Consider the following 21,252-nt stretch of genomic DNA (forward strand, 5'->3'; position numbering starts at 1 on the left):
TAATCTTCTCAGCATATTAAAAAAATCGTGGAGATATAATTTTACCTTTAGTAAAGCCAAACTCGTATCTTAACATAATTTCATGGCTGCCAGAGTTGTAGCTAACCAGTTTGGTAGTGCTATGATCGTATGAGTAACCAATCCTGATCTGTGGCGACACCTGGAATTCAACTAAGCCGGAAATGTCTGCTTTGGTACGGTACATTGCCCCGACGCCTAACACATCTTTAATCCATACGGTGCCGTTGATATCGGCCTCAATGGGGGCGCCCTTTACATACTTAATCAATACAGAAGGTTTAAGGTGCAGGTCTTCGCCGACAGGAAACACATACCCTGTTGCCAAAAACAGGTGCATATCCTGCCCGGTATAGCCGTTATTGCCTTCTACTGTTAAGTTAGTCAGTTTGTTATTTAGCAATTGAGGCGATGATAAACCCAGGTAAAATTTATCGGTACTATAATAAACGCCAACCCCAAAATCAAGCAAGGCTTTGTTTACGTTATTGCTGAACGCTAAATCCGGCGAAGCATCAGATCCTAAATCAACATTGGCAAAGTCAGCACGGTACTGGCTTACGCCACCCTGCAAACCAAGAGCAAGGGTACCTTTGCTCATCCGGATACGATAAGCATAACTGATGATACCGCCAGATGTATTGGTGATGCCCAACCTGTCATTGTACACCTGTAAACCCAGGCCGATCTTCTTGTCATCAATAGGGGCGTCCATGGTAAAGGTGGCGGTTTTTGGCGCACCTTTAATACCGACCCATTGGCTGCGGTATAAAGCCGTTGCAGAAGTTACGTTACGGCTGCCTGCATAAGCGGGGTTTATGGCAAGTGTGTTAAACATATATTGCGTGTACATAGCCTCCTGCTGTGCCATTACCTTTTCAGCTCCGATAGCCAAAATAAAAGTGATTATAACCAGTTTGATAGTTCTCATTATTGTCTTTTTAAGGTTATAAATCCAACATATTTATCTGTATCATCTATCCGTATAATGTAATAGTAAGTGCCTTCCGGCAGATCATCGCCGATGTGAATGCCCTGGTTGGTTTTACCGTCCCAGTCGTTTTGGTAACTGTTGTTACGGTAAACAAGGTTTCCCCAGCGGTTATAGAACTCAAGTGATACACGTCGTCCGCTTGTGCCTTCTATCACAAACTTATCGTGTGCACCGTCACCATTTGGTGAGAAGCCTTCAGGTATTTTTATGGTAGGCCGACTTAATACAACAGGCGTTGGATTAGACGGGCTGACATTTCCATTAACGTCCGGATCTGGCTGTAATCCGTCTGTAGACTGGTCGGTAGTTGTTGCCCCGGTTACTGAAGTTCCGCTTGCATAAGCACGGTTCAGGTAGGTAGCGCCTCCGGTTAAAACCGTTACGTTTACCACCATCTCAATACGTTCAACCTGGTTTCTTACCAATGGGTTACCGCTTGCAAGCAACTCTGCATTGCTGTTGCCGTCATAGTTGACATTTACCTGTAAGCGGCCCAGCGTCCTGATGCTTTTTACCTGGAACTGTTCGCTTGGGAATGTAGGGCGCAGGTCGTCTTTGACACTAATATTAGTTAAATCAGTTACCCCGTAGTTACCCACTGTAAATGTGTAGGTAACATCATAACTACCATTCAGATTTTTAGCGATGGTGGTCAACGATTTTGCAAGGCCTATCACCGGTTTGTCAGTAATGGCAATATTTACAGTAGCTACGTTTGATGTATTGCCGTTTTGATCTTTGATGGTATAAGTGAATTGATCTGTGCCTGTGTAATTGGTAGATGGCACATATGTTACCCTGCCTGTAGATGGATCTAACACTACCGTACCGTGTGCAGGCTGACTGATTATGGTAACCGTAGTAGGATCAAGAGGTGCACTGCCCGGGGTATCATTAGCAGGTATATCTATCTGTACCGGCGTGTTAGGCGTAGTGGTTGCATTATCATTCACTGCAGCCGGACCTTGAGGAATAGTGATAGTCACGTTTGCAATGTTTGAAGTTGCGCCGTTTGCATCCTTAACTGTGTAAGTAAAATTATCCGTACCCGAATAACCTGCATTAGGCGTGTAAGTAGCCACTCCGGTTGTTAGGTTGATAGAAACCGTACCATGTAATGGTTGCTGTATTACCGTTACAGTTGATGGCACTAAAGTACTGTTGCTGCTTACATCATTATTAAGTACAGTAATATTTACTGGGGTATTTTGGCCGGTTACGGCACTGTCGTCATTAGCTTGCGGGCCCTTATTAATGGTAATAGTTGCCGTAGCCACATTTGATGTTGCCCCGTTAGAATCCTTAACGGTATAGGTAAACGCATCCGTACCGGTATAGCCATTATTTGGTGTATAAGTGGCAACCCCTGTGGTTGGGTTAATTGTTACCTTACCATTTTGCGGCTGCTGAACAACCGTAACTGTTGATGGCACAATGGTTCCATCTCCGTTTACATCGTTAGTGAGCAGGGTAAGATTAACAGGACTATTAGGGTTGGTTGCCGCATTGTCATTGTTGGCTTGCGGAGCCTTGTCTATAGTGATATTTGCGGTAGCAACATTTGAAGTACCACCGTTTACATCTTTAACAGTATATGTAAAGGTATCTGGACCAGTATAACCTGCATTTGGTGTGTAAGTGGCAACCCCAGTAGAAGGGTCCACCGTAACTGTACCATGTTGTGGTTGCTGTGTAATGGTCACGCTTGCAGGGTTAAGATTACCTGAGCTTTGTGTATCGTTGCTGATCAGGTTGATAGTTACAGGCGTATTTGCTGGGGTAGCAGCAGCATCGTTGTTTGCAACAGGAGGCGACTGCGGATTAACAGCTGCCTGGCTGGTATTGTTGTTTGTATTTGACTCGGTATTGCTGCTGCCTATAGTAGCCGTATTGGTGTAATTACCTGTAGGGTTAACCGTAGCAATAATTGTTAATGTATTGCTGGCACCATTGGTCATATTTCCAATATTCCAGTTACCGTTAGTGCTGTTGTATGTACCAACAGATGGTGTTGCCGATACAAATGTGTAGCCGCTTGGCAACAGGTCGGTAACGTTAACATTTGAAGCTGTTAACGGGCCGTTATTATTTGCTGTTATTGTAAAGGTAACATTGGTGTTTGCAGGAGGCGTTGGATTTGACACCGTTTGCGTTATACTTAAGTCTACCGAATTATTTATTGCATCAACATCCGTCGCGGTGTTGTTTGCAGGTGTAGAATCTATAATGCCTGCCGGAGCCGTAATGGTTGCAGTTGTAGTCAGGTTTCCGGTTTGTGTTGTAGGGACATTAGCAGTAACAGTATAAGTAACAGTTGAACCCGCAGGCATATTAACCGACTCGTTAATACTACCAGAGCCACTTGCCGCTCCTGTTGCACCACCGCTATAAGTTGCTGTCCATGATCCGGTAACGCCAGATGGAAGCGGGTAGGAAATTGCGGCCCCGGTTACATTTATAGCTCCTGAGTTTGTGGCTACAACCGTGTAGGTATTGGTCGTACCCGGAACGTAGCTTGTTTTACCATCGGTGTTGGTGATACTCAGATCGACTGTGTTTGTTAATACATCTGTATCTGTAGCGGTGTTATTGGCCGGTGTAGGATCTGTAGAGCCTGAAGGTGTTGTTGCTGTTGCAGTTGTGGTAACGTTTCCTGTTTGTGTAAGCGGAATGTTCAGGGCAACGGTATAAGTAACTGCGCCACCAGCTGGTATATTTACAGTTTCAATGATACTGCCTGTACCGCTTGCTGTGCCTGTTGCACCGCCGCTAAAGGTGGCCGTCCAGTTACCGGATGTACCATTAGGGAAAGGGTAAGTAACTGTTGCCCCATTGGCGCTGCTGCTACCTACGTTTGAAACAACTACTGTGTAAGTATTAGCTGTACCCGGAATGTATGTTGCTTTGCCATCGCTGTTAGTAACAGTGAGGTCAACATCACAATTAGCAGTGGTTATTGATATATCATCAAATGTATCAGCGCAGGTGCCGTTGGATATGGTCCACCTGAAAATGTAATTGCCCGGTATCAGGTTGCTTACTGTAGCATTGTTTGCATTTACAGAGCTGAAAACAGGATCAGCAGCGCCAGACGGTTTATAAACAACCGTCCATGTTCCGGTACCTGCCGTTGGTGTATTAGCAGAAAGCACAACAGGATTATTCAAACAATACGATGCATTAGCAGGTCCGGCATCAGCCTGTGAAGGCGCAGCCAGAACCGAAAAACTTACACTGCTTGTTGAGGTACATTCACTATTGTTGGTGATAGTCCATGTAAAGGTATAAGCCCCCGGTATAAGCCCGCTGGCTGTAGCTGTTGCGTTGTGTATATTATTAAAAGTTACCGCAGGGCTACCAGAAGGTTGTGCCGTAACCGTCCATGTGCCTACATCATTACCTGTTAAATTGGTGTTGGTAGAAGCAAGGGTGACTGCCGCAGGCGTATCCGAAGATGGTTCACAAACATTGCTGACTGTTCCGGCATTGGCTACCGCTGGTGTTTGATCTTTTACGGTGACGTTTACATCTGCCGAAGATGCGGTACACGGCCCGCTGCTGATCGTCCATCTGAAACGGTAAGGGTTTGACGGATCAACAACCAGGTTTGATACTGTTGTTATAGGCGAGTTCGGTGCATCAATCGTAGGTGTGCGGGTATCTGATGAACTATTGGGTACAAAAGTCCATGTACCTATGCCTGATGTTGGTGTTGTGCCGGTTAAAGTGACATTACCTACGCAGGCATTAAGCTGATCCGTCATTGGTTGCGCAACTGTAGGCGGACTATAAACACTGATACGCACGATATCATTGCTTGACAGGTTACCCTGACAGTTTGCATAGCTTACCGTCCATTGTAACAGGTAGTCGCCCGGAACGGTCAGGTTGTCAAGCGTCGTGCTATTGCTCGATGGATTGTTAATCGTTGCCACGCTGCCTATGGGGCGGCTTACCAAACTCCATGCACCGGTTCCTACTGTAGGGGCAACAGCGGCAAGCGTTACCGATGTAGTGTTTGCGATGCATATTTGCTGGTCTGCACCGGCGTTTGCAATCGATGGCGGTCCCGAAACATTTACAGTTACGTCATCTGTCAGCGTTCCGCAACCGCCTGCATCCTGGCCTGCTACAGTACCGGTATTAATTGTGTAACGGAATACATAGGTAGCGCCCGGCGTTAAACCTGTTACAATAGCGCTGTTGCCGAAGCCAGATGCTGATCCATTTTTACTAATTGTTACCGGGGCAGTGCCTGCCGGTAACGCGGATACTAAAGTCCAGGTACCGTCGCTGCCTTCGTTACCTGCCAATACGGTTGTGGTTGTATTGCAAAGGTTTTGATCTGCACCTGCATTTGCCGACTGATGTACCACAACAGTAACACTTGTTTCAGAAGGTGAGCATATGGTGCCGTTACTTGATCTCCATGTTAATACATATTTCCCTAATATTAGTCCGCTAATGGTTGCCTTTGGATCATTAAGGTTACTGAACGTAGGCGAATTTGGGCCGCTTTGTACAACCCACAAACCTTGCCCAACGGTTATCACATTGGCATTTAATGCTGTAGAGGTGGCATCGCAAAGGCTGATGGTACTAATGTTATCTACATGTGCATTTGACGGGGTAGGCCTGTCGGTTAAATTATATGAAATTTCTGCAAATGAAGTTGAGCAGGCATTATTGGTTATGGTATACCTGAATTTGTACCTGCCTTCGGCCAAACCCGAAATTGTGGTTGATGTGCCATTCGGCGAACTAATAGTCACACCGCCAGGCCCTTCAGTTTGTGTCCAGGTTCCTACTTCGCCGGGTCGCAGGGCCGCATTGGTAGCGTTAAGTGTTATGGGATCAAGCCCGCATTGATCTGTTGCAGTTGTACCACCGTTGATCTGTGCCTGCGTAGTTGGAGGAGATGTGGTGATCACAACCGTATCCCTTGAAGAAATACAGCCGCCTTTTGTAAGCTGCCATTCAAACCTGTAAGTGCCATTAACAGCTCCTGTAACTGTTTGTGTATTGGCATTAGTGTAAGCCGGGGTATTTGGGCTGCCTGCTACTAATGTCCATATCCCTGTCTCTCCTGCATCGGGGGCGTTACCGTTTAAAGTAAAGCTGGTAGTGCCTGATGGCAAGCACTGATCGGTGCCGGCTGCTGCCTGCTTAGGTCCTGCTGTCGCATTTGTGCTTACAGCCACATCATCGCTGATACTGCCGCAACTGTTCAAGATCGTCCAACGGAAAGTATAGGTCTTATTTGCTAATAGGCCGGATACTAATGTGTTATGATCGTTAATATCCGCAAATGTAATACTGCTTGCAGGCGTTGCTGGGCTTTCTGAAACAATGCTCCATGTTCCTTTTTCCGTTGTTGCCGGTGCGTCTGCATTTAATTTAACGGGCGTTGCATAGCAGTTTGTAAAGTCAGCGCCAGCATATACATGCGTAGGCGGCGAAGCAACAATAACACTTACATCAGATTGTGAATTACCGCAATCAGCTCCGCCACCGGTAACTATCCATCTAAAAACATATACACCGCTGGTGAGGTTTGATATGGCGGTGTTGTTTAAGCTTCGGTTGGCAATAACAGCGGTATTAGGGCCGCTTACCTGTGTCCATTGCCCGTTACCTGCATCATCAGCCAGAGGGGCGTTACCTGCAAGGGTGGCGCTTGTTGTACCGCAGGCCAGTAACTGTGAGGTGCCGGCATTTGCCTGATAAGGCGATTTGGAAACAACAATGGCAATATCCTTGTAAGCATCTGAACATCCGCCCGAGGCATCATCATTGTAACGCCTGAACCTGATAATATAGGTACCGATCTTGTTCATACCCACAATTGGCTGAAGGTTATCGGCAGCGGTTGTAAAGTTATTAATTCCGGCGTTGGCTTGTAATTGCGAACCAGCCGGCGCGCTTACCAGAGCCCATTGTGTACGGTTACCACCCGATACGTCATAATTGATGATTAACTGGCTGGCATCGCATGGCAAAACAGCAGGGTTAGCAGTTATAAAGGTGATAGAAGGCGGCGTGGTATATCTTACATGGTATATACCAGTGTTTGAGCATCCGGTTACCGTATTAGTAATTGTATAAACAAAATCATAAGGCGAATGTCCGTCTAATCCGCTTAATGTAACCGTTGGCGAAGTGGCATTGGAGATGGTAACACCAGCAGGGTTTGTTGATGCCGATGTCCATTGCACAACCTCGTTGGCGTAACGTGGTTGTACGCCATTAAGTACGGTGCTGGTGCGGCCATCGCAATACGTAAAATAAGGTTCACCGCCAGCATCTGTAACATCCTGTGTAGGTGCCGATACATTGATGGTTACATCAGCAGTACCGTTTACGCACTGACCTGCAACCGTCCAGCGTACTTTATATATACCTGCTGTTAAATTACCCACACCAGTATTATTATCGTGGATATCACCAAAGCTTGGTACACTTGGACCGCTTATAAATGACCATGTACCTTGCTGCCCGTTTCCAATCCCCGCGAATGAAGCATGTAAGCGTGCAATTGCCGTTGTTGAGTAACAGCTTACATTGATTGGGCTGTCTGCAAAAATGGCTTCGCCGCCAAGATTGGTAACACTTACATTGGATGATGTTGAGCAACTGCCCGAACTGTTGGTGATAGTCCAGGTATATACAGAAGTGCCCACAGTTGGTCCTGTAGCCGGGAGAGTAATTGTTCCGTTAGGAGAGGTTGCCGGATTGGGTAATGGTAAGTTACCACTTACCGTCCATACACCTGTTTCACCGGCGGCTGGTGCATTTGCTGCCATAGTTACTACACCCGGGCAAGCTTTAATATTGGAGCCTGCATTGGCTATTGTAAGGTTTGATACGGTGTAAACTGCGTCATCGAAAACAGGGCTGCCATCAATACATTGCGAAGTAAGCCTGAAGGTATATGACTGCGACCTTGCATACCCGGTTACGGTAGCTGTTACGGTGCCATTGTTGTTGGTAGTTGCCGACACAGTAACTGCCGGGCCGCTAACCTGTGTCCATACAGGTTGTTGATTGATGGAACCGTTAATGTTTCCGGTTAAAATAAAAGCATCACCCGGGCATATGGTACGATCTGCACCTGCGTTTATTGTGCAGTTTTGAGCAAAAGATTTTACTCCTATAAAGCTTAAAAAAAAGCATAGAATAAGGCAGAGGCGTAAAGTTTTAGTCATACATTACAGCAAAATGCATTCTGCTAAACATGCCGATAGGAGATAAGCAATACCCTGAGCGTATCAGAAATTTAAAAAAGAAATGAATGGGTAAAGTTTATTACATAAAGACCTGGTTAATAATTGCAGAACTTATTATAGTTTGTTTAGTGTTTGCGATTACGTATACGGTAAAGGATGACGAAAGGATTTATAAATAAATACTATACAACTTAAAGGGGTGATTAAATATTCATTGGCCTTTTAATTTGTTGTTCAACTTTACAGCACAAAAAAATGGGAAAAATGTAAAACAACATCTTTCCCATTAGGTTGACACAAAGATATATTTAAAAATTAATTCTCAATGGCGTTTAAAATTTTATTCGCATTGCACAGCAGCATGTGTTAAAGTTTTAATATTGCACAAATAAAAAATCTCCGTCTATGATAAAGACTGTATTTGTAGCCAGTACAGAACCGTACAGCGGTAAATCGCTTGTGTCGCTGGGGCTGGTCAATATGCTTTTAGGCAAAGCACAGAAAATAGGTTTTTTTAAACCTATTACAGGCCAAAGTATCCAGCAAAAGAAAGATAACCACATCGATACTATACTTAGCCATTTTGATCTGCCTATTGCTTATGATGATACAAATGCCTTTACCTGGCAGGAAGCCATGCGGCAGGTAGATACCGAAAGCCAGGGTGAGATGATCGATACCATTATCCGCAAGTTTAAGTACTTGGAAGACAAGTATGATTTTACCGTAATTGAAGGTACTGATTACCAGGGAGAAGGTGCGGCTTTTGAATTTGAAATTAACGCACAGATCGCAAAAAATCTTCGCGCCCCGGTGATCATCGTTATATCGGGCGAAAAGAAATCTACCGCACAAATTGTAAACGGGTCGCTTACCGCCATCCGTAATTTTGATTCGCGCGAGATACAGGTACTGGCTATTGTAGCCAATAAGGTTAGTGAGGATAATGTACAGGATGTGCAGGAACTGCTTACGCAGCAGATTTCCTCAGAAATATTAGTATCGGTTATCCCAGAAAACAAAAGCCTGCAAAACCCCACAATGAAAGAAGTGCTTGAAAAGCTGAACGGTAAATTACTGTTCGGTAATGAGCATCTTTCAAACCAGGTGGATAACTTTGTGACCGGCGCCATGCAGGTACCTAACTTTTTAAATTACCTGAAAGAGAACGTATTGATTGTTACGCCCGGCGACCGTGGCGATATCATTATCAGTGCTTTACAGGCCAACTTATCAACCAGTTATTCAAAGGTTGCAGGTATTGTGTTAACAGCTGGTTATCAGCCGGAAGAGCCGATTGTACGCCTGATAGAAGGTTTGCAAACCGTTGTGCCGATTATAGCAGTACAAACCGGTACATTTGAAACAAGCAATATCGTAGGCGCTATTCGATCAAAAATTTCAAGCGGCGATACCAAAAAGATCCAGCTTGCTATTGATACGTTTAACAAGTATGTAAGCATCCCTGAACTTGATAAACGGCTGATCACTTTTAAGCCATCGGGCATAACGCCGCGTATGTTTCAGTACCAGATTACCAACTGGGCGAAAAGCAATAAAAAGCACATCGTATTACCAGAAGGCACAGATGAAAGGATACTGAAAGCTGCCGCAAGGTTAATTTCGCAAGATATTGTATCGCTAACCCTTTTAGGTAATAAGGATGAAATTTTAGCCTTGGTTAGCAGACTGGATATTAACCTTGACCTGAACAAGATCAACATTATAGACCCGCATCAGAGTGAGTACTATGATGATTTTGTAAACACACTTTACGAGCTGCGTAAAACCAAAAATGTAAACATGGAAATGGCCAGGGATATGATGACAGACGTATCCTATTTTGGCACCATGATGGTTTACAAAGGCTTTGCCGATGGCATGGTATCAGGAGCGGTGCACACTACACAGCATACCATTCGCCCGGCTTTGCAGTTTGTAAAAACCAAGCCTGGTATATCAGTGGTATCATCAGTGTTTTTTATGTGCCTGCCAGACCGTGTATCGGTTTTCGGCGACTGTGCAGTTAACCCAAATCCAACGGCAGAGCAACTGGCAGAAATTGCTATTTCATCGGCAGAAAGCAGCCAGCGTTTCGGCATTGAACCAAGGGTAGCGATGTTATCCTATTCGTCAGGTACCTCTGGCGAAGGTGAGGATGTAGAAAAGGTACGCCGGGCCACAGAAATAGTTAAACAAAAACGCCCCGACCTAAAAATTGAAGGGCCTATACAGTATGATGCAGCTGTTGACCCGGTAGTTGGCAGCAGCAAAATGCCGGGATCTGAAGTGGCAGGAAGGGCAAGCGTATTAATTTTCCCGGATCTGAATACAGGTAACAATACATACAAGGCGGTACAACGCGAAACAGGTGCATTGGCAATAGGCCCGATGTTGCAGGGACTAAACAAACCGGTAAATGATTTAAGCCGGGGCTGTACGGTTGACGACGTTTTTAATACAGTAATTATCACAGCCATACAGTGCCAGGACAAATAATCAGCAGATCAATAATGAATATCCTTGTAATCAACTCGGGCAGCAGCTCAATCAAATATCAACTCTTTAAAATGCCTTCTACCACGCCTGTTTGTTCGGGCATGGTAGACAGGATCGGCTTAGACCAATCAACTATCACTTACAAAGCATCTATACACGGTGAAGAAAAGGAAGTGAGCAAGCAAATGGAGATACCAGACCATGAAGCTGCTATTAAGGAAGTTAATATACTGCTGATGGATGCTGCCATTGGTGTTATCAAAAATCCGGATGATATTGAAATTGTAGGGCACAGGATAGTACACGGAGGCGAATTTTTTACTTCGACAACCGTTATTACACCAGATGTTAAAGAAAAGTTGAAAGCTACCTTTCAGCTTGCCCCATTACATAACCCCTCTGCCTATACCGGCATAGAAGTAGCCGAGAAAATATTCAGTAAGGCTAAGCACATCGGTGTATTTGATACAGCTTTTTTTCAAACACTTCCGGAGCATGCTTACAGATATGCTATTCCCAACAGTTACTATAAAGATTATAATATACGCGCTTATGGCTTTCATGGTACCAGCCATAAATATGTTTCGGCACAGGCATCCAAATATTTAAATAAACCACAGAGCAAACTGATTACCATTCACCTGGGGAATGGTTGCAGTATAAGTGCGGTAGATGGTGGTAAAGCGGTTGACACCAGCATGGGTTTTGGTCCGTTGGATGGTCTGATAATGGGAACACGCTCGGGCAGTATTGATCCTACTGTTATTTTTTATCTGGTTAACCAGCTTGGCTATGATATTGAGCAGGTAAGTAATTTGTTAAACAAACGCAGCGGTATGGTGGGTTTAACAGGTTACAGCGATATGCGCGATGTGACCAAAGCCATACAAGAGGGAAGTGATGAAGCGAAACTGGCCTATGATATGTATACCTACAGGATTAAAAAATTTATAGGGGCCTATGCTGCGGCATTAAACGGAGTTGATGCCATTGTATTTACAGCAGGCGTTGGTGAAAATGATGCGGTTGTACGCCAAATGGCTTGTAGCGGCCTTGATTATCTGGGTATAGCAATTGACGAGGAGATAAACAAGAAAAGAGAAAAGGGTATCAGGGAAATAAGCAAGGCAGATTCAAAAGTAAAAGTACTGATTGTGCCCACTAACGAGGAGCTGGAAATAGCCAATCAGTGCCTGGAGTTGAACAGCCACTTAAATTAAACTGATGGTGCCTTCCTTAGTTTTGGGAAGGCACTGAAATTATGTTAAATCGGGAAAGTCCCAAACGCTTTGATAACCGCCATGCTGTTCAGCATAGGCAATAAAATCAGCATAAAAAGGCAATTGTGCAATAGTGGCACTGTCGCCAATAACAACCAGCTTTTTACGCGCACGCGTCATGGCTACGTTCATGCGTCTTATATCGGCCAAAAAGCCGATCTCACCTTCCGTGTTGCTACGCGTCATGCTGATATAAACAATGTCGCGTTCCTGTCCCTGGAAACTATCTATCGTATTAACAGTGATCTTATCCTGATGCTTTGTCAATAAAGGTGAGCTTTTAAAAAAATCATCCAGTATCCTGATCTGTTCTTTATAAGGAGATATCACAGCTACAGTGGGTAATTCTTTATTTAGAGATTTTTCTTCTGCTTCAATAACTAATTGCTCAAGGTGCCGAATTAAAAATGCCGCTTCTTCGGGATTAGTAGAACTGGTGCCTTCCAACTTTTCGTCATATCCTGCTCCTGCGGTATCAATAAAAATCAATGGCAAATCACCATCAAAAAGCCGCTGATGTGCTACACCTTCATAAGCTTTTAACCGGTTACTATAAAACTCTTTTGATGAAAATCCCATGATCACCTCGTTCATGCGGTACTGTTCTTCCAATAATACCACGGCTTCAGGGTGCTTTGCGGTCAGTTTTTCAAGTAGCGTGATGCTAAGGCCTTTTCTGCCAGCTTCTGCTGATTTGATAGTTGGCGGCAGTTGTAGATGGTCGCCTGCTAAAACTACTTTATCAGCTTTTAAAATGGGTATCCAGCAGGCGGGTTCCAAGGCCTGGCCTGCCTCGTCAATAACGGTAGTTTTAAATGTTTTGTCTTTGATGGTATAATGCGCAGCGCCAACTAATGTAGCGGTAATTACCTGGGCTTTGGCAGCCAGATCATCAATGATAAATTGCTCTGACTTATCCACCTCTCTCATAATCTTATGAGCTTCGTCAAACAAAGCCTTGCGCTGCTCGCGCTCTGCACGGCCAAAGCTTCGCTTGTATTTATGCGCCATGTTCTTATACTCGGCAGCCTGCTTCTTTAAGTCCTTGATCTGTTTGTTATAGCTGTGAGCTGCGATCTTACTATCAAGGGTTAAAGACATCAGTTTATCAGAAACCCGTGCCGGATTGCCTATGCGCAAAACGTTTAAACCTGCATTAAATAACTTTTCGCTTAAAAGATCAACTGCCGTATTGCTTGGAGCCACAACCAGTACCTGCTCATTCTTTTGTGTTACTAAAGCTTTGATAGCCTCAACCAGGGTAGTGGTTTTGCCGGTTCCCGGCGGACCGTGCACAATAGCAAGGTCCTGGGCAGCCAAAATATTTTGTACAGCAATATTTTGTGAGGCATTTAGCGATGCGAAATTTTCACCATCCCGATTATCGAATGCAGGTGCTTTTAAACCTGTGAGTATCTCAATCAGCCGACTTTGCTTAGGGTCGTCAATTTTTTTACCGGCCTGTTTCAGTGCCAGTTCCATTTCCTTATAGCTGTTTTCGTCGAAAAGCAGATCGACACCCAGTTTGCCTGCATCCGCCCAATCTGGCAGTTCATCAGTTCGTAAGGTAAGTTTTAAACGGTTACCGCCCTGGTAATTTATGATGCCTTCTGCACGGTCTGTTTTGGGATTATGGTTGGAGAACAAGGCAACCGATGCTCCAAACCTGAACTGGTGCGCAATGTCATGATGCGTAGTGCGTTCCAACTCAACAGTGATGTAATCTCCACGGCTTGGTTCTGTACCCCTTATGGCTACCGGGTACCATGCCATACCTGCCGCACGGCGTTCGGTTACTGATGTGGTTTCGGCAAGCCTGAGATAGTTTTGCCTGTCTTCCTTGCGTTCGATATTAAGTAAGCCAAGCAGGTCACTGAAATAATCCATCCTGCAAAAGTAATAAAGCGTTATCAGCTGCAAGTACTTTTGATAAATCAAACCAAATAGCCTCAACGCTGTTGGATGTAGGGTATGAATTATTAAGATTTATCATTACCTTATTTCAATACTTATGGAACAATTTCTTGCTTCACTGGTTAGCTACATTTCATTAGTTCCCCCGTTTCTCGTATTTGTAGCAACTTGTTATTACCTTTCTAAGAAAGCTGATACAGATTCTATATTACTCTTCGTTGGTTCGGGCATTGTATTACTGGTATCTGCATTTTTTATTTATATGCCACGTTTTATGCAGATTAGGGCTATGTCACAACAGGAAGCAATTTATTATTATGGTATTGCAGGTACGATCAACTTTTTAGCTGGTATTTGCTTTGCAGTGGGTTTACTGTTGCTGATCATCAATAAAGTAAATGCTCAAAAGCAGATGAAAATATAATTCTGTCCTGCTCATGAGCATTTATTAAGTAAAAAGGCAATGCTATTTATTTGCTTTTCTTAGCTTCGTCTTCAATTCTGAGGCTTTCTTTATGAATAGCATTCATCAGTTCTTCTATAAACTCAGGAGATAAGCCTTCTGAAGCGCCATTTTTCTTTGCTTCATTTACAACCTGCTGAAATCTTGCCGGTTGTAGCGGTGGAATGTTGTTCTTTGCTTTGTAAACTCCTATAGCCTGTACTATTCTTTCACGTTCGCCAATCAGTTTGATCAGTTGCTTATCTATCGAATCAATACGCGACCGGGCACTGCCGAAATCTGCTGATGTATTAATGGTTGACTGCGCTTTAGTATTTGTTATTGCAAAGGCGAACAAAAAGATAAATGCGAATACTGTTTTTAATAGCGATGATGTAATATTCATGATATTTTAGTTGAATACTATAATAACGGCGAATATTGCTTTAATATGCGCTTTAATATGTTATTTTTTTGTTAATAGATGCTTTGAATGATACTACTTAAATTTAAGTAATTCTTGTTTATCTCCTGCATAAGATTGTGCAAACGCATATATTTACGTCAACTGGCCTTATTTATTCAATCTTATCATCTAATTCTATTCAATTAAAAAATGAAATTATTTACTGTTCTATTAGTTTCTTTATGCGGTATCAGTTCTGTTATGGCTCAAAGCATTCCGTGTAATGACACTGCCCAAATTACCATCAAATTAAAATCTATCAGAAAGGCTGACCAGGAAAGCCGGGCTCAGTTTATTAAACAGATGGCCGAAAACAACCCGGAAAAGGCTAAGCAACTGGCATTACAAATGAAGGCTACCGACAAACAAAATCAACAGGAAATAGGAGAGTTGCTTGATAATTGCGGCTGGCCTAAAGGGCTTTCTGCTGAAGATAACCACACACTTTTTTTAGTAATAGACCATGCAGAAACAACTTACATGAAAAAGTATTTTCCCCTGCTTAAAGATCAGGCTGATAAGGGCATAGTACCCAAAAGTGATTTAGCCACATTGCAAGACCGTATTTTACTGCGAAGCGGAGAGAAACAACTTTACGGTACACAAACGTTTAAAGACGGTGCTATTATCCGAGTGTGGCCTATTGATGAAGTTGAACATATAGATCAGCGCCGTAAAGAAATGGGGTTGCCACCTATAGACGAGTACTTAGCAACAGTTAAGAGTACCTATAAATCTGAGGTTAGCTGGGATAAAGAAATGACAATTGAGGATGCCCGGCAGAAAGTGCTGAAGAAACCATAAAATAGGTAACTAACCCTTAGACAGAAGAGGGTTAGTTACTTACTTAAGCTAACAGTCAAGTGTTTTCTGACTACTTCTTCACTATTTTCGACTTGATAAAAAGTAATTGCTCCGGTGTTAAGTTTGTCTTGTCAATAAAAGTCCCAGCGCTTTTGGTATGATAAAGTATGATGAATTTCCCTCTTTCGTTTTGCTTAATCATGTGTTCCCACAAAAAATCCATCTTAAATGTCGATCCTGTGGCTGATACACCCACATCGGTAAACTTGTAAGTAATTTCACTTAGCAAACCCGAATTTGACTTAACATGTCTTACTGCCATCAATACAATTAATGGGGGAAGAAGCAACAAAAACAAACCTATAATAGCATCGGTAATGGGCGAATACACTTGGAAGCTTGTTAACTTAGCATAGTTTAATATGGAGACTGTTAAGATAAAAAGCCCGAAAATGGTAACAAGTACATAATATGGCCTTTTGTAAAGGCCGATGAACATTGTCTTTATATATTCAGTTTTATCCAGTTTAGACGTGATTGAAAATTCCATCCTGTAATTTTAAGGTATTTAAATGACATCCATTCCTCCAATTAAAACATACAATTTTCTGCCCTGTAAATATGGTTCAGAGTTGTTATTAGATATTGGACGTATTGAGACATTGGAAAATTATGTGTTAGACAGCACATTACATCAACTTAGTTTTTATGAAATTATTTTTATCAAGGAGGGATCAGGAACCTTTTTATTAGACGAAAATAAAATATCAATAAGCCCAAGAACAATTATTTTCACCAGCCCCGGACAAATCCGCAGCTGGGAAATTGAGCAAGAGGTAAAAGGATATACGCTGTTTTTTGAAAAAGATTTTCTACATCTTTTTTTCTCGGATGAACTATTTCTGTACCGGTTTCAATACTTTCATCAGTATTCGCATCCTGCCGAAATGCTGATAGATGAAACATCATTCGGCAAATGCCTGGAATTGCTATATGAAATAGAATGGGAGTTTGAACAACTTCAAAATGATAGTAATCATTTGATCAGGTCGCTTTTATATCAGTTACTTATCGTTCTAAATCGCTATTATGCTGGTGTTTATAATGTTCAGCGCGATACGTATATCCATCCCGATTTCTATAGATTCCGGTCATTACTGGAAAGAAGATTTTTACAGGATAAGACTGTTGAGGCTTATACCAAAATGCTTAACGTCAGCCCGGGGTTCCTTAATAAAATTTGCAGACAGTTCAGTGGATTATCAGCGCAACAAATGATTCATCAGAAGCTGATTTCAGAAATAAAGAGACAATTGTATCAAAACAAATCTGCAAAAGAGATTTGCTATGAATTCGGTTTCTCAGATCCATCCAATTTCAACCGCTTTTTTAAAAAACTGACCAATACAACTCCCCACCAATACCAAAAGAAAATTTAAAAGGACAATTTAATAGATAAAATGACCTTTTTCGGGGTTATGAGTTTCCCCAATTTTGGAGAAAAAGCAATAATGATAAAATCAGCAACACTCATTCTTTTATTTCTATTTATCAATCAGCTTTGCGTAAAAGCAGAACAATTACATATTAATCCCCAAATTGGTAATGATGCCAATTCCGGAACTAAAGCCCAACCGTTAAAGACACTTTTAGAGGCTGCCAGGCGTGTAAATCTAAACAAGGAGCAGGGAGAAACAACCATCATTCTTTCAGAAGGCCTTTATCTGCTTACCCAAACTGTACTGTTTAACAATGATAAATATAGCGTTAGCAAGCGTCTTATCATTCGGGCTGAAGTTATGCCGGACGATGTAGAATGGACGCCTAAAAAAATGCCCGTTATATTAACAGTGGCACCATTGGAGCTTGGTGTTGGCGGACAAGAAGCAAGAGGCATACAACCCGAGGTTAGCCATGTTACTATTGAAGGTTTGCGGTTTACGGGCAGCCCCAATTACACTTATATTGATAATAATAATTTAAACCGATCTTACCCGATATGGCGTGATGGAAAAAAACTGGATGATTTGCTGGTAACCCAATGCCTGTTCGCGGGGAATATAGATGTATTACCTTTACATGTGGGAGTTATAGCAAATGGTTATGGGTTAGTGATTGATCATTGTGTGTTTTTCAACTGTAAAATCCCAGTTGTTTTTTGGAAAAACGATGGAAAGACCGGTAGCCGTAGTGCAATGCAGTATTCATTGGTATATGGTGGTTATTTCTGCGGGGTTTGGACTACACAAGGTACCAATGGAGATGATTTCGACTTTCATCATAACATCATAGCTAATACAAGTACCATATGGATAAGGGAAAAAGGAAGTAAACGTAGCTATAAAGCTTCTGATTGCATTTTTACTAATTATAATAAGTTAGCAGGATATGGAAGCGGCCCCTTAAGCGATAGTGAGACGACATCAATAGATTTCTTGGAAATGAAGAATGTACAAACTACAGGAACCATAATCATTGAAAAAGATCAGAGCAAACGCAATTATCTGCAATTAGCGGAAGGTTTGATGGGTTCAAACTTAAAAGCTGGACTTTTCAAAAAATAAGCTAACGGCCGAAAAATATCCAATTGTTTGTAAATCATGCTGATACCAGGCAGTTGCCTGGTATCAGCATGATGAAAACGTTAATTTAGCAACCACCTTTGTGAGTGGCACGTACATAAATTGTTTTGCCATCCCGTTCTACATAATCACCAGATACAATTGGATATGAATACTTAGGAGCGTAGGATACGCTATGGCTTCTGATCATTATTTTGTCGTTAACTTTCAGGCTATGCAAGTGCTCAAAGTCATTACTAAAATTTAAAAAGTTTTTGTTGGCGTCTTCCGGTCCGAAATCAAGAATATAATCTTCGTTGTCAATTTTAATCATCACTCCAAAACCTAATGATGAGCCCGCTGGAAGAGAAAGAGAGGTTACAACTCCTTCCATATTAGTGTAATCCTTTATGTGTTGCCTTATTTTAGCAGCACCAACAAGTACTTTTTTACCTTCGGTAGACGCTTCCCATTTTTTGTACTTAATCCCATCAGGCGTGGTCTCCCATTTTATTAGGGCAGCTTCTCTTTCAGCAGGAGACAACAGCTTTGATGGAGACTTTTTAATAGACTCTTTTCTCATTTCACGATTAGCAAATACTATGAATCCGCTTACTACAACCAGCGCGAAAACCAGCGTATAAATGATTTTTTTCATATCTATGTCTTTATTTAATTGATACGGCAAAACTACTTTGACGCCTTTCTATCTGAGTAGTCCGGATTGTAAATAAAATTGTAAACTTTGTAAATAAAAACTTGACAATATGGTTGATAGCCAAAATCTGATTTCCGGAAATCGCAGGTATTTATTCGGATTGATGATCCTCTTGATTATTGGTATGATAAGCCTGTTGTTCGGTTTAAAAGGTAGTGATGACTTTAACCTCGCCCGCAGAGAAGTTTTGCTCCGCAGGGTAGGGCATGAAGTGCTGTTACATTCGGGCGACAGTACGTCAAGGGTTTTACCGGTAAGAAAGATTTCCGCAGACGAATATCAGATCAGTTTTGAAAATAAACTTACATTTCAACCGGAGCAAATGGTGAATACAATCAGCCGTTTGCTGGCCAATGATCCTGTCCCCAGAGATTATGTTGTTAATGTGCTAAATGAAGGCACCAACAATGTTGCCTATGGGTTTGCGATATCTAAAAATAAACAAGATGATATTGTGCCCTGTAAAGGGAGAAAGCAGCCACAGGCACATTACGTAATTGATGTTAAATTTAAACCTGCGGGTATAGCTGCCATAAATAATGGATATGTTTTGGGCGGCATTCCGGTTTTAGCATTTGTTGGCTTTCTTTTCTTCTATAAAAAGCCTAAAAGGGTATCTCCTGAATCTCAACCTGGTAATATGTTGACTTTAGGTACGGCATTATTCGATTCCCGCAATCGTAAGCTGACAATTGACGGTAAGACAATAGACCTGACCGGAACCGAAACGCGCCTGCTCCGTATTTTCGCTTTATCTCCTAACCATATTATCGAACGGAACCGCCTACAAAAAGAGATTTGGGAAGATGAGGGAGTTATTGTAGGCCGCAGTTTGGATATGTTTATATCAAAGCTCAGAAAAAAACTGGAACCCGATCTCAATATTAATATTGTCGTTGTTCGTGGCAAAGGTTATAAACTTGAAATTAATGCTTAGCAGGAGAGGTTAACGAATTGTGTTAAAACAACAAAAGCCCGATACTTGGTATTCGATTCGTTCCATATTTAATTTTTAAGCCATTTCTTCGTTCCTTTCGGATATTGTTAGAAAGGAAGATTGTCATCGTCGTTATCTTGTGAAGTCGGAAAAGCATTCGCTGGCAAAGAAATATTATTTACTATAAATAGGTTTAAAATGTCTTCGCGTTCCATGAACATGATTTGACTTCTTTTTGAAATATCTAGTTGCCCGGCAATCCAATTCCGAGCCTGCTTTGTAATTTCTCCTCCAGCGATGATAAAAGCATGATCCACTAATACTTTTCTGCTGGTTTCAGGGTCAAATATTTCATGACCAAGCATCATAGTTACCTGATTTAATATTTCAGCGACATTTGCATTACCTGCTTTGCTCATTCCGGAAGAATCAAGTTTGCCTTTTTTAGCCTGAATACCGAAATACAAGACATTTTGAGTTGGTAGCACATATTTCATCCAAATATCCTTTCCATATTCTAAAGCTTTGTCCTTGTGCCCAGCAATAGTGATGCGTTGAAAACCTAAATGCCTAAACAAGGGCATCAATATTTCGCCAATAAGTTCATCTTCAGAACATTTATTTAAATAAGCAATTAACAGTGCTTTACGCTCTAACTCAATAGCTGATAAGGGGCGATGAGGGTGCTGTTCAGGCACTACAGAACCGGCCTTAGGAATGATATTAATTTGAACAACTTGTTCGTCCTGTGAACGTCGCATGGTTTCTGAAAAGCGTTGCAATAAATCTGCTTCTAATTCTTTCAGGTTATTTTTTACAGCAACATAGGATTTCACATCCACGGTTACAAAAATCGTAAAATAGTAAGTCCCGTTATTCCAATTGTCATAATCTGTTTGCTCAATACTTATTTCACTTTTTTCTAACAGACTAACAATACCATCGGCATTTTCAGCCTTAGCTATTTCGATAACGGTTTGTAATATGGATTGGGATTGTTCGAAATTATTTACCATAATATGTGAGTTCTCATCTAACTATAAAACTTCTGTAAGTCAATGTTATAAAGTTTTTTGAAGAATACGTCAAATTAAACTACACATACTAACATTGACATTGATTTTTTTGTAAGATATGAACTTTGAACGGACAACAATTGCCGATAAGGGAAATTATGACGAAGGTTTTGTATCTAAAAGAAAATCAAATAGACCAATAGCAATCATTTCTTTTTGGCACAACATAGTGATCCAACATCGCCTAATAGGCTGCCTTGAATTGTACAGAGATTGCAATTCAACTATTAGACGGTCTTGACAATCAGCGGCTTCTTTTTTTGTATATAAAGATGGCATGTGTCCAATACCACAATAAGCTTAAAATTAGTGCTTAG

The 21,252-nt window shown here is 42.0% G+C and carries 14 protein-coding genes; 7 read left to right on the plus strand and 7 right to left on the minus strand.

Annotation, left to right across the window (positions count from 1 at the left end):
• Window positions 1–16: 16 nt before the first annotated feature.
• Window positions 17–949, minus strand: coding sequence for a PorP/SprF family type IX secretion system membrane protein (locus PQ461_RS10305; protein WP_274205412.1), 933 nt, complete (start codon window positions 947–949; stop codon window positions 17–19).
• Complete coding sequence (locus PQ461_RS10310) at window positions 949–8,217, minus strand: Ig-like domain-containing protein (protein WP_274205413.1); 7,269 nt, start codon at window positions 8,215–8,217, stop codon at window positions 949–951. The genes PQ461_RS10305 and PQ461_RS10310 overlap by 1 nt, the downstream gene beginning before the upstream one ends.
• Window positions 8,218–8,643: 426 nt before the next feature.
• Between PQ461_RS10310 and pta the strand changes: the two genes are divergently transcribed.
• Both pta and PQ461_RS10320 read left to right on the plus strand, forming a co-directional pair.
• Entirely contained in the window at window positions 8,644–10,737 is a 2,094-nt protein-coding gene (pta, locus tag PQ461_RS10315) for a phosphate acetyltransferase (RefSeq protein ID WP_274205414.1), read from the plus strand.
• 14 nt (window positions 10,738–10,751) lie between these two features.
• Complete coding sequence (locus PQ461_RS10320; RefSeq protein ID WP_274205415.1) at window positions 10,752–11,957, plus strand: acetate/propionate family kinase; 1,206 nt, start codon at window positions 10,752–10,754, stop codon at window positions 11,955–11,957.
• A gap of 39 nt (window positions 11,958–11,996) precedes the next feature.
• Here the strand turns inward: PQ461_RS10320 and PQ461_RS10325 are convergent, their stop codons facing one another.
• Window positions 11,997–13,904, minus strand: a complete 1,908-nt coding sequence (locus tag PQ461_RS10325; protein ID WP_274205416.1) for an AAA domain-containing protein — start codon at window positions 13,902–13,904, stop codon at window positions 11,997–11,999.
• A gap of 124 nt (window positions 13,905–14,028) precedes the next feature.
• On the opposite strand from PQ461_RS10325, the gene PQ461_RS10330 reads away from it, so the two are divergent.
• Entirely contained in the window at window positions 14,029–14,355 is a 327-nt protein-coding gene (locus PQ461_RS10330; protein ID WP_274205417.1) for a hypothetical protein, read from the plus strand.
• 46 nt (window positions 14,356–14,401) lie between these two features.
• Here PQ461_RS10330 and PQ461_RS10335 read toward each other — a convergent pair whose 3' ends face one another.
• Window positions 14,402–14,779 (minus strand): chorismate mutase, encoded by a 378-nt coding sequence (locus tag PQ461_RS10335; RefSeq protein ID WP_274205418.1) that lies wholly within the window; start codon window positions 14,777–14,779, stop codon window positions 14,402–14,404.
• Window positions 14,780–14,989: 210 nt separating this feature from the next.
• Between PQ461_RS10335 and PQ461_RS10340 the strand changes: the two genes are divergently transcribed.
• Complete coding sequence (locus PQ461_RS10340; RefSeq protein ID WP_274205419.1) at window positions 14,990–15,643, plus strand: DUF6624 domain-containing protein; 654 nt, start codon at window positions 14,990–14,992, stop codon at window positions 15,641–15,643.
• A gap of 70 nt (window positions 15,644–15,713) precedes the next feature.
• Here the strand turns inward: PQ461_RS10340 and PQ461_RS10345 are convergent, their stop codons facing one another.
• A complete protein-coding gene (locus PQ461_RS10345; RefSeq protein WP_274205420.1) occupies window positions 15,714–16,193 on the minus strand; it encodes a hypothetical protein in 480 nt (159 codons plus the stop codon).
• A gap of 22 nt (window positions 16,194–16,215) precedes the next feature.
• Here PQ461_RS10345 and PQ461_RS10350 point away from each other — a divergent pair, with 22 nt between their 5' ends.
• Window positions 16,216–17,082 (plus strand): helix-turn-helix domain-containing protein, encoded by an 867-nt coding sequence (locus PQ461_RS10350; RefSeq protein WP_274205421.1) that lies wholly within the window; start codon window positions 16,216–16,218, stop codon window positions 17,080–17,082.
• 72 nt (window positions 17,083–17,154) lie between these two features.
• Window positions 17,155–18,207 carry a hypothetical protein gene (locus PQ461_RS10355; protein ID WP_274205422.1) on the plus strand — a complete coding sequence of 351 codons (1,053 nt, stop codon included), beginning with the start codon at window positions 17,155–17,157 and terminating at the stop codon, window positions 18,205–18,207.
• 85 nt (window positions 18,208–18,292) lie between these two features.
• Here the strand turns inward: PQ461_RS10355 and PQ461_RS10360 are convergent, their stop codons facing one another.
• Window positions 18,293–18,862: a hypothetical protein gene (locus PQ461_RS10360; protein WP_274205423.1), complete on the minus strand. Its 570-nt coding sequence runs from the start codon at window positions 18,860–18,862 to the stop codon at window positions 18,293–18,295.
• A 109-nt stretch (window positions 18,863–18,971) separates the two neighbouring features.
• Between PQ461_RS10360 and PQ461_RS10365 the strand changes: the two genes are divergently transcribed.
• Window positions 18,972–19,859: a winged helix-turn-helix domain-containing protein gene (locus tag PQ461_RS10365; protein ID WP_274205424.1), complete on the plus strand. Its 888-nt coding sequence runs from the start codon at window positions 18,972–18,974 to the stop codon at window positions 19,857–19,859.
• 107 nt (window positions 19,860–19,966) lie between these two features.
• Here PQ461_RS10365 and PQ461_RS10370 read toward each other — a convergent pair whose 3' ends face one another.
• On the minus strand, window positions 19,967–20,875 hold the full coding sequence (locus tag PQ461_RS10370; protein ID WP_274205425.1) for a hypothetical protein: 909 nt from the start codon (window positions 20,873–20,875) through the stop codon (window positions 19,967–19,969).
• Window positions 20,876–21,252: the final 377 nt, after the last annotated feature.

It is taken from the genome of Mucilaginibacter sp. KACC 22063 (assembly GCF_028736115.1).
GTDB lineage: Bacteria > Bacteroidota > Bacteroidia > Sphingobacteriales > Sphingobacteriaceae > Mucilaginibacter.

Bases quoted from the DNA above. Each gene is read 5' to 3' on its own strand.
- PQ461_RS10305 (WP_274205412.1), bottom strand. From the start codon at position 949: ATGAGAACTATCAAACTGGTTATAATCACTTTTATTTTGGCTATCGGA.
- PQ461_RS10310 (WP_274205413.1), bottom strand. From the start codon at position 8,217: ATGACTAAAACTTTACGCCTCTGCCTTATTCTATGCTTTTTTTTAAGC.
- pta (WP_274205414.1), top strand. From the start codon at position 8,644: ATGATAAAGACTGTATTTGTAGCCAGTACAGAACCGTACAGCGGTAAA.
- PQ461_RS10320 (WP_274205415.1), top strand. From the start codon at position 10,752: ATGAATATCCTTGTAATCAACTCGGGCAGCAGCTCAATCAAATATCAA.
- PQ461_RS10325 (WP_274205416.1), bottom strand. From the start codon at position 13,904: ATGGATTATTTCAGTGACCTGCTTGGCTTACTTAATATCGAACGCAAG.
- PQ461_RS10330 (WP_274205417.1), top strand. From the start codon at position 14,029: ATGGAACAATTTCTTGCTTCACTGGTTAGCTACATTTCATTAGTTCCC.
- PQ461_RS10335 (WP_274205418.1), bottom strand. From the start codon at position 14,779: ATGAATATTACATCATCGCTATTAAAAACAGTATTCGCATTTATCTTT.
- PQ461_RS10340 (WP_274205419.1), top strand. From the start codon at position 14,990: ATGAAATTATTTACTGTTCTATTAGTTTCTTTATGCGGTATCAGTTCT.
- PQ461_RS10345 (WP_274205420.1), bottom strand. From the start codon at position 16,193: ATGGAATTTTCAATCACGTCTAAACTGGATAAAACTGAATATATAAAG.
- PQ461_RS10350 (WP_274205421.1), top strand. From the start codon at position 16,216: ATGACATCCATTCCTCCAATTAAAACATACAATTTTCTGCCCTGTAAA.
- PQ461_RS10355 (WP_274205422.1), top strand. From the start codon at position 17,155: ATGATAAAATCAGCAACACTCATTCTTTTATTTCTATTTATCAATCAG.
- PQ461_RS10360 (WP_274205423.1), bottom strand. From the start codon at position 18,862: ATGAAAAAAATCATTTATACGCTGGTTTTCGCGCTGGTTGTAGTAAGC.
- PQ461_RS10365 (WP_274205424.1), top strand. From the start codon at position 18,972: ATGGTTGATAGCCAAAATCTGATTTCCGGAAATCGCAGGTATTTATTC.
- PQ461_RS10370 (WP_274205425.1), bottom strand. From the start codon at position 20,875: ATGGTAAATAATTTCGAACAATCCCAATCCATATTACAAACCGTTATC.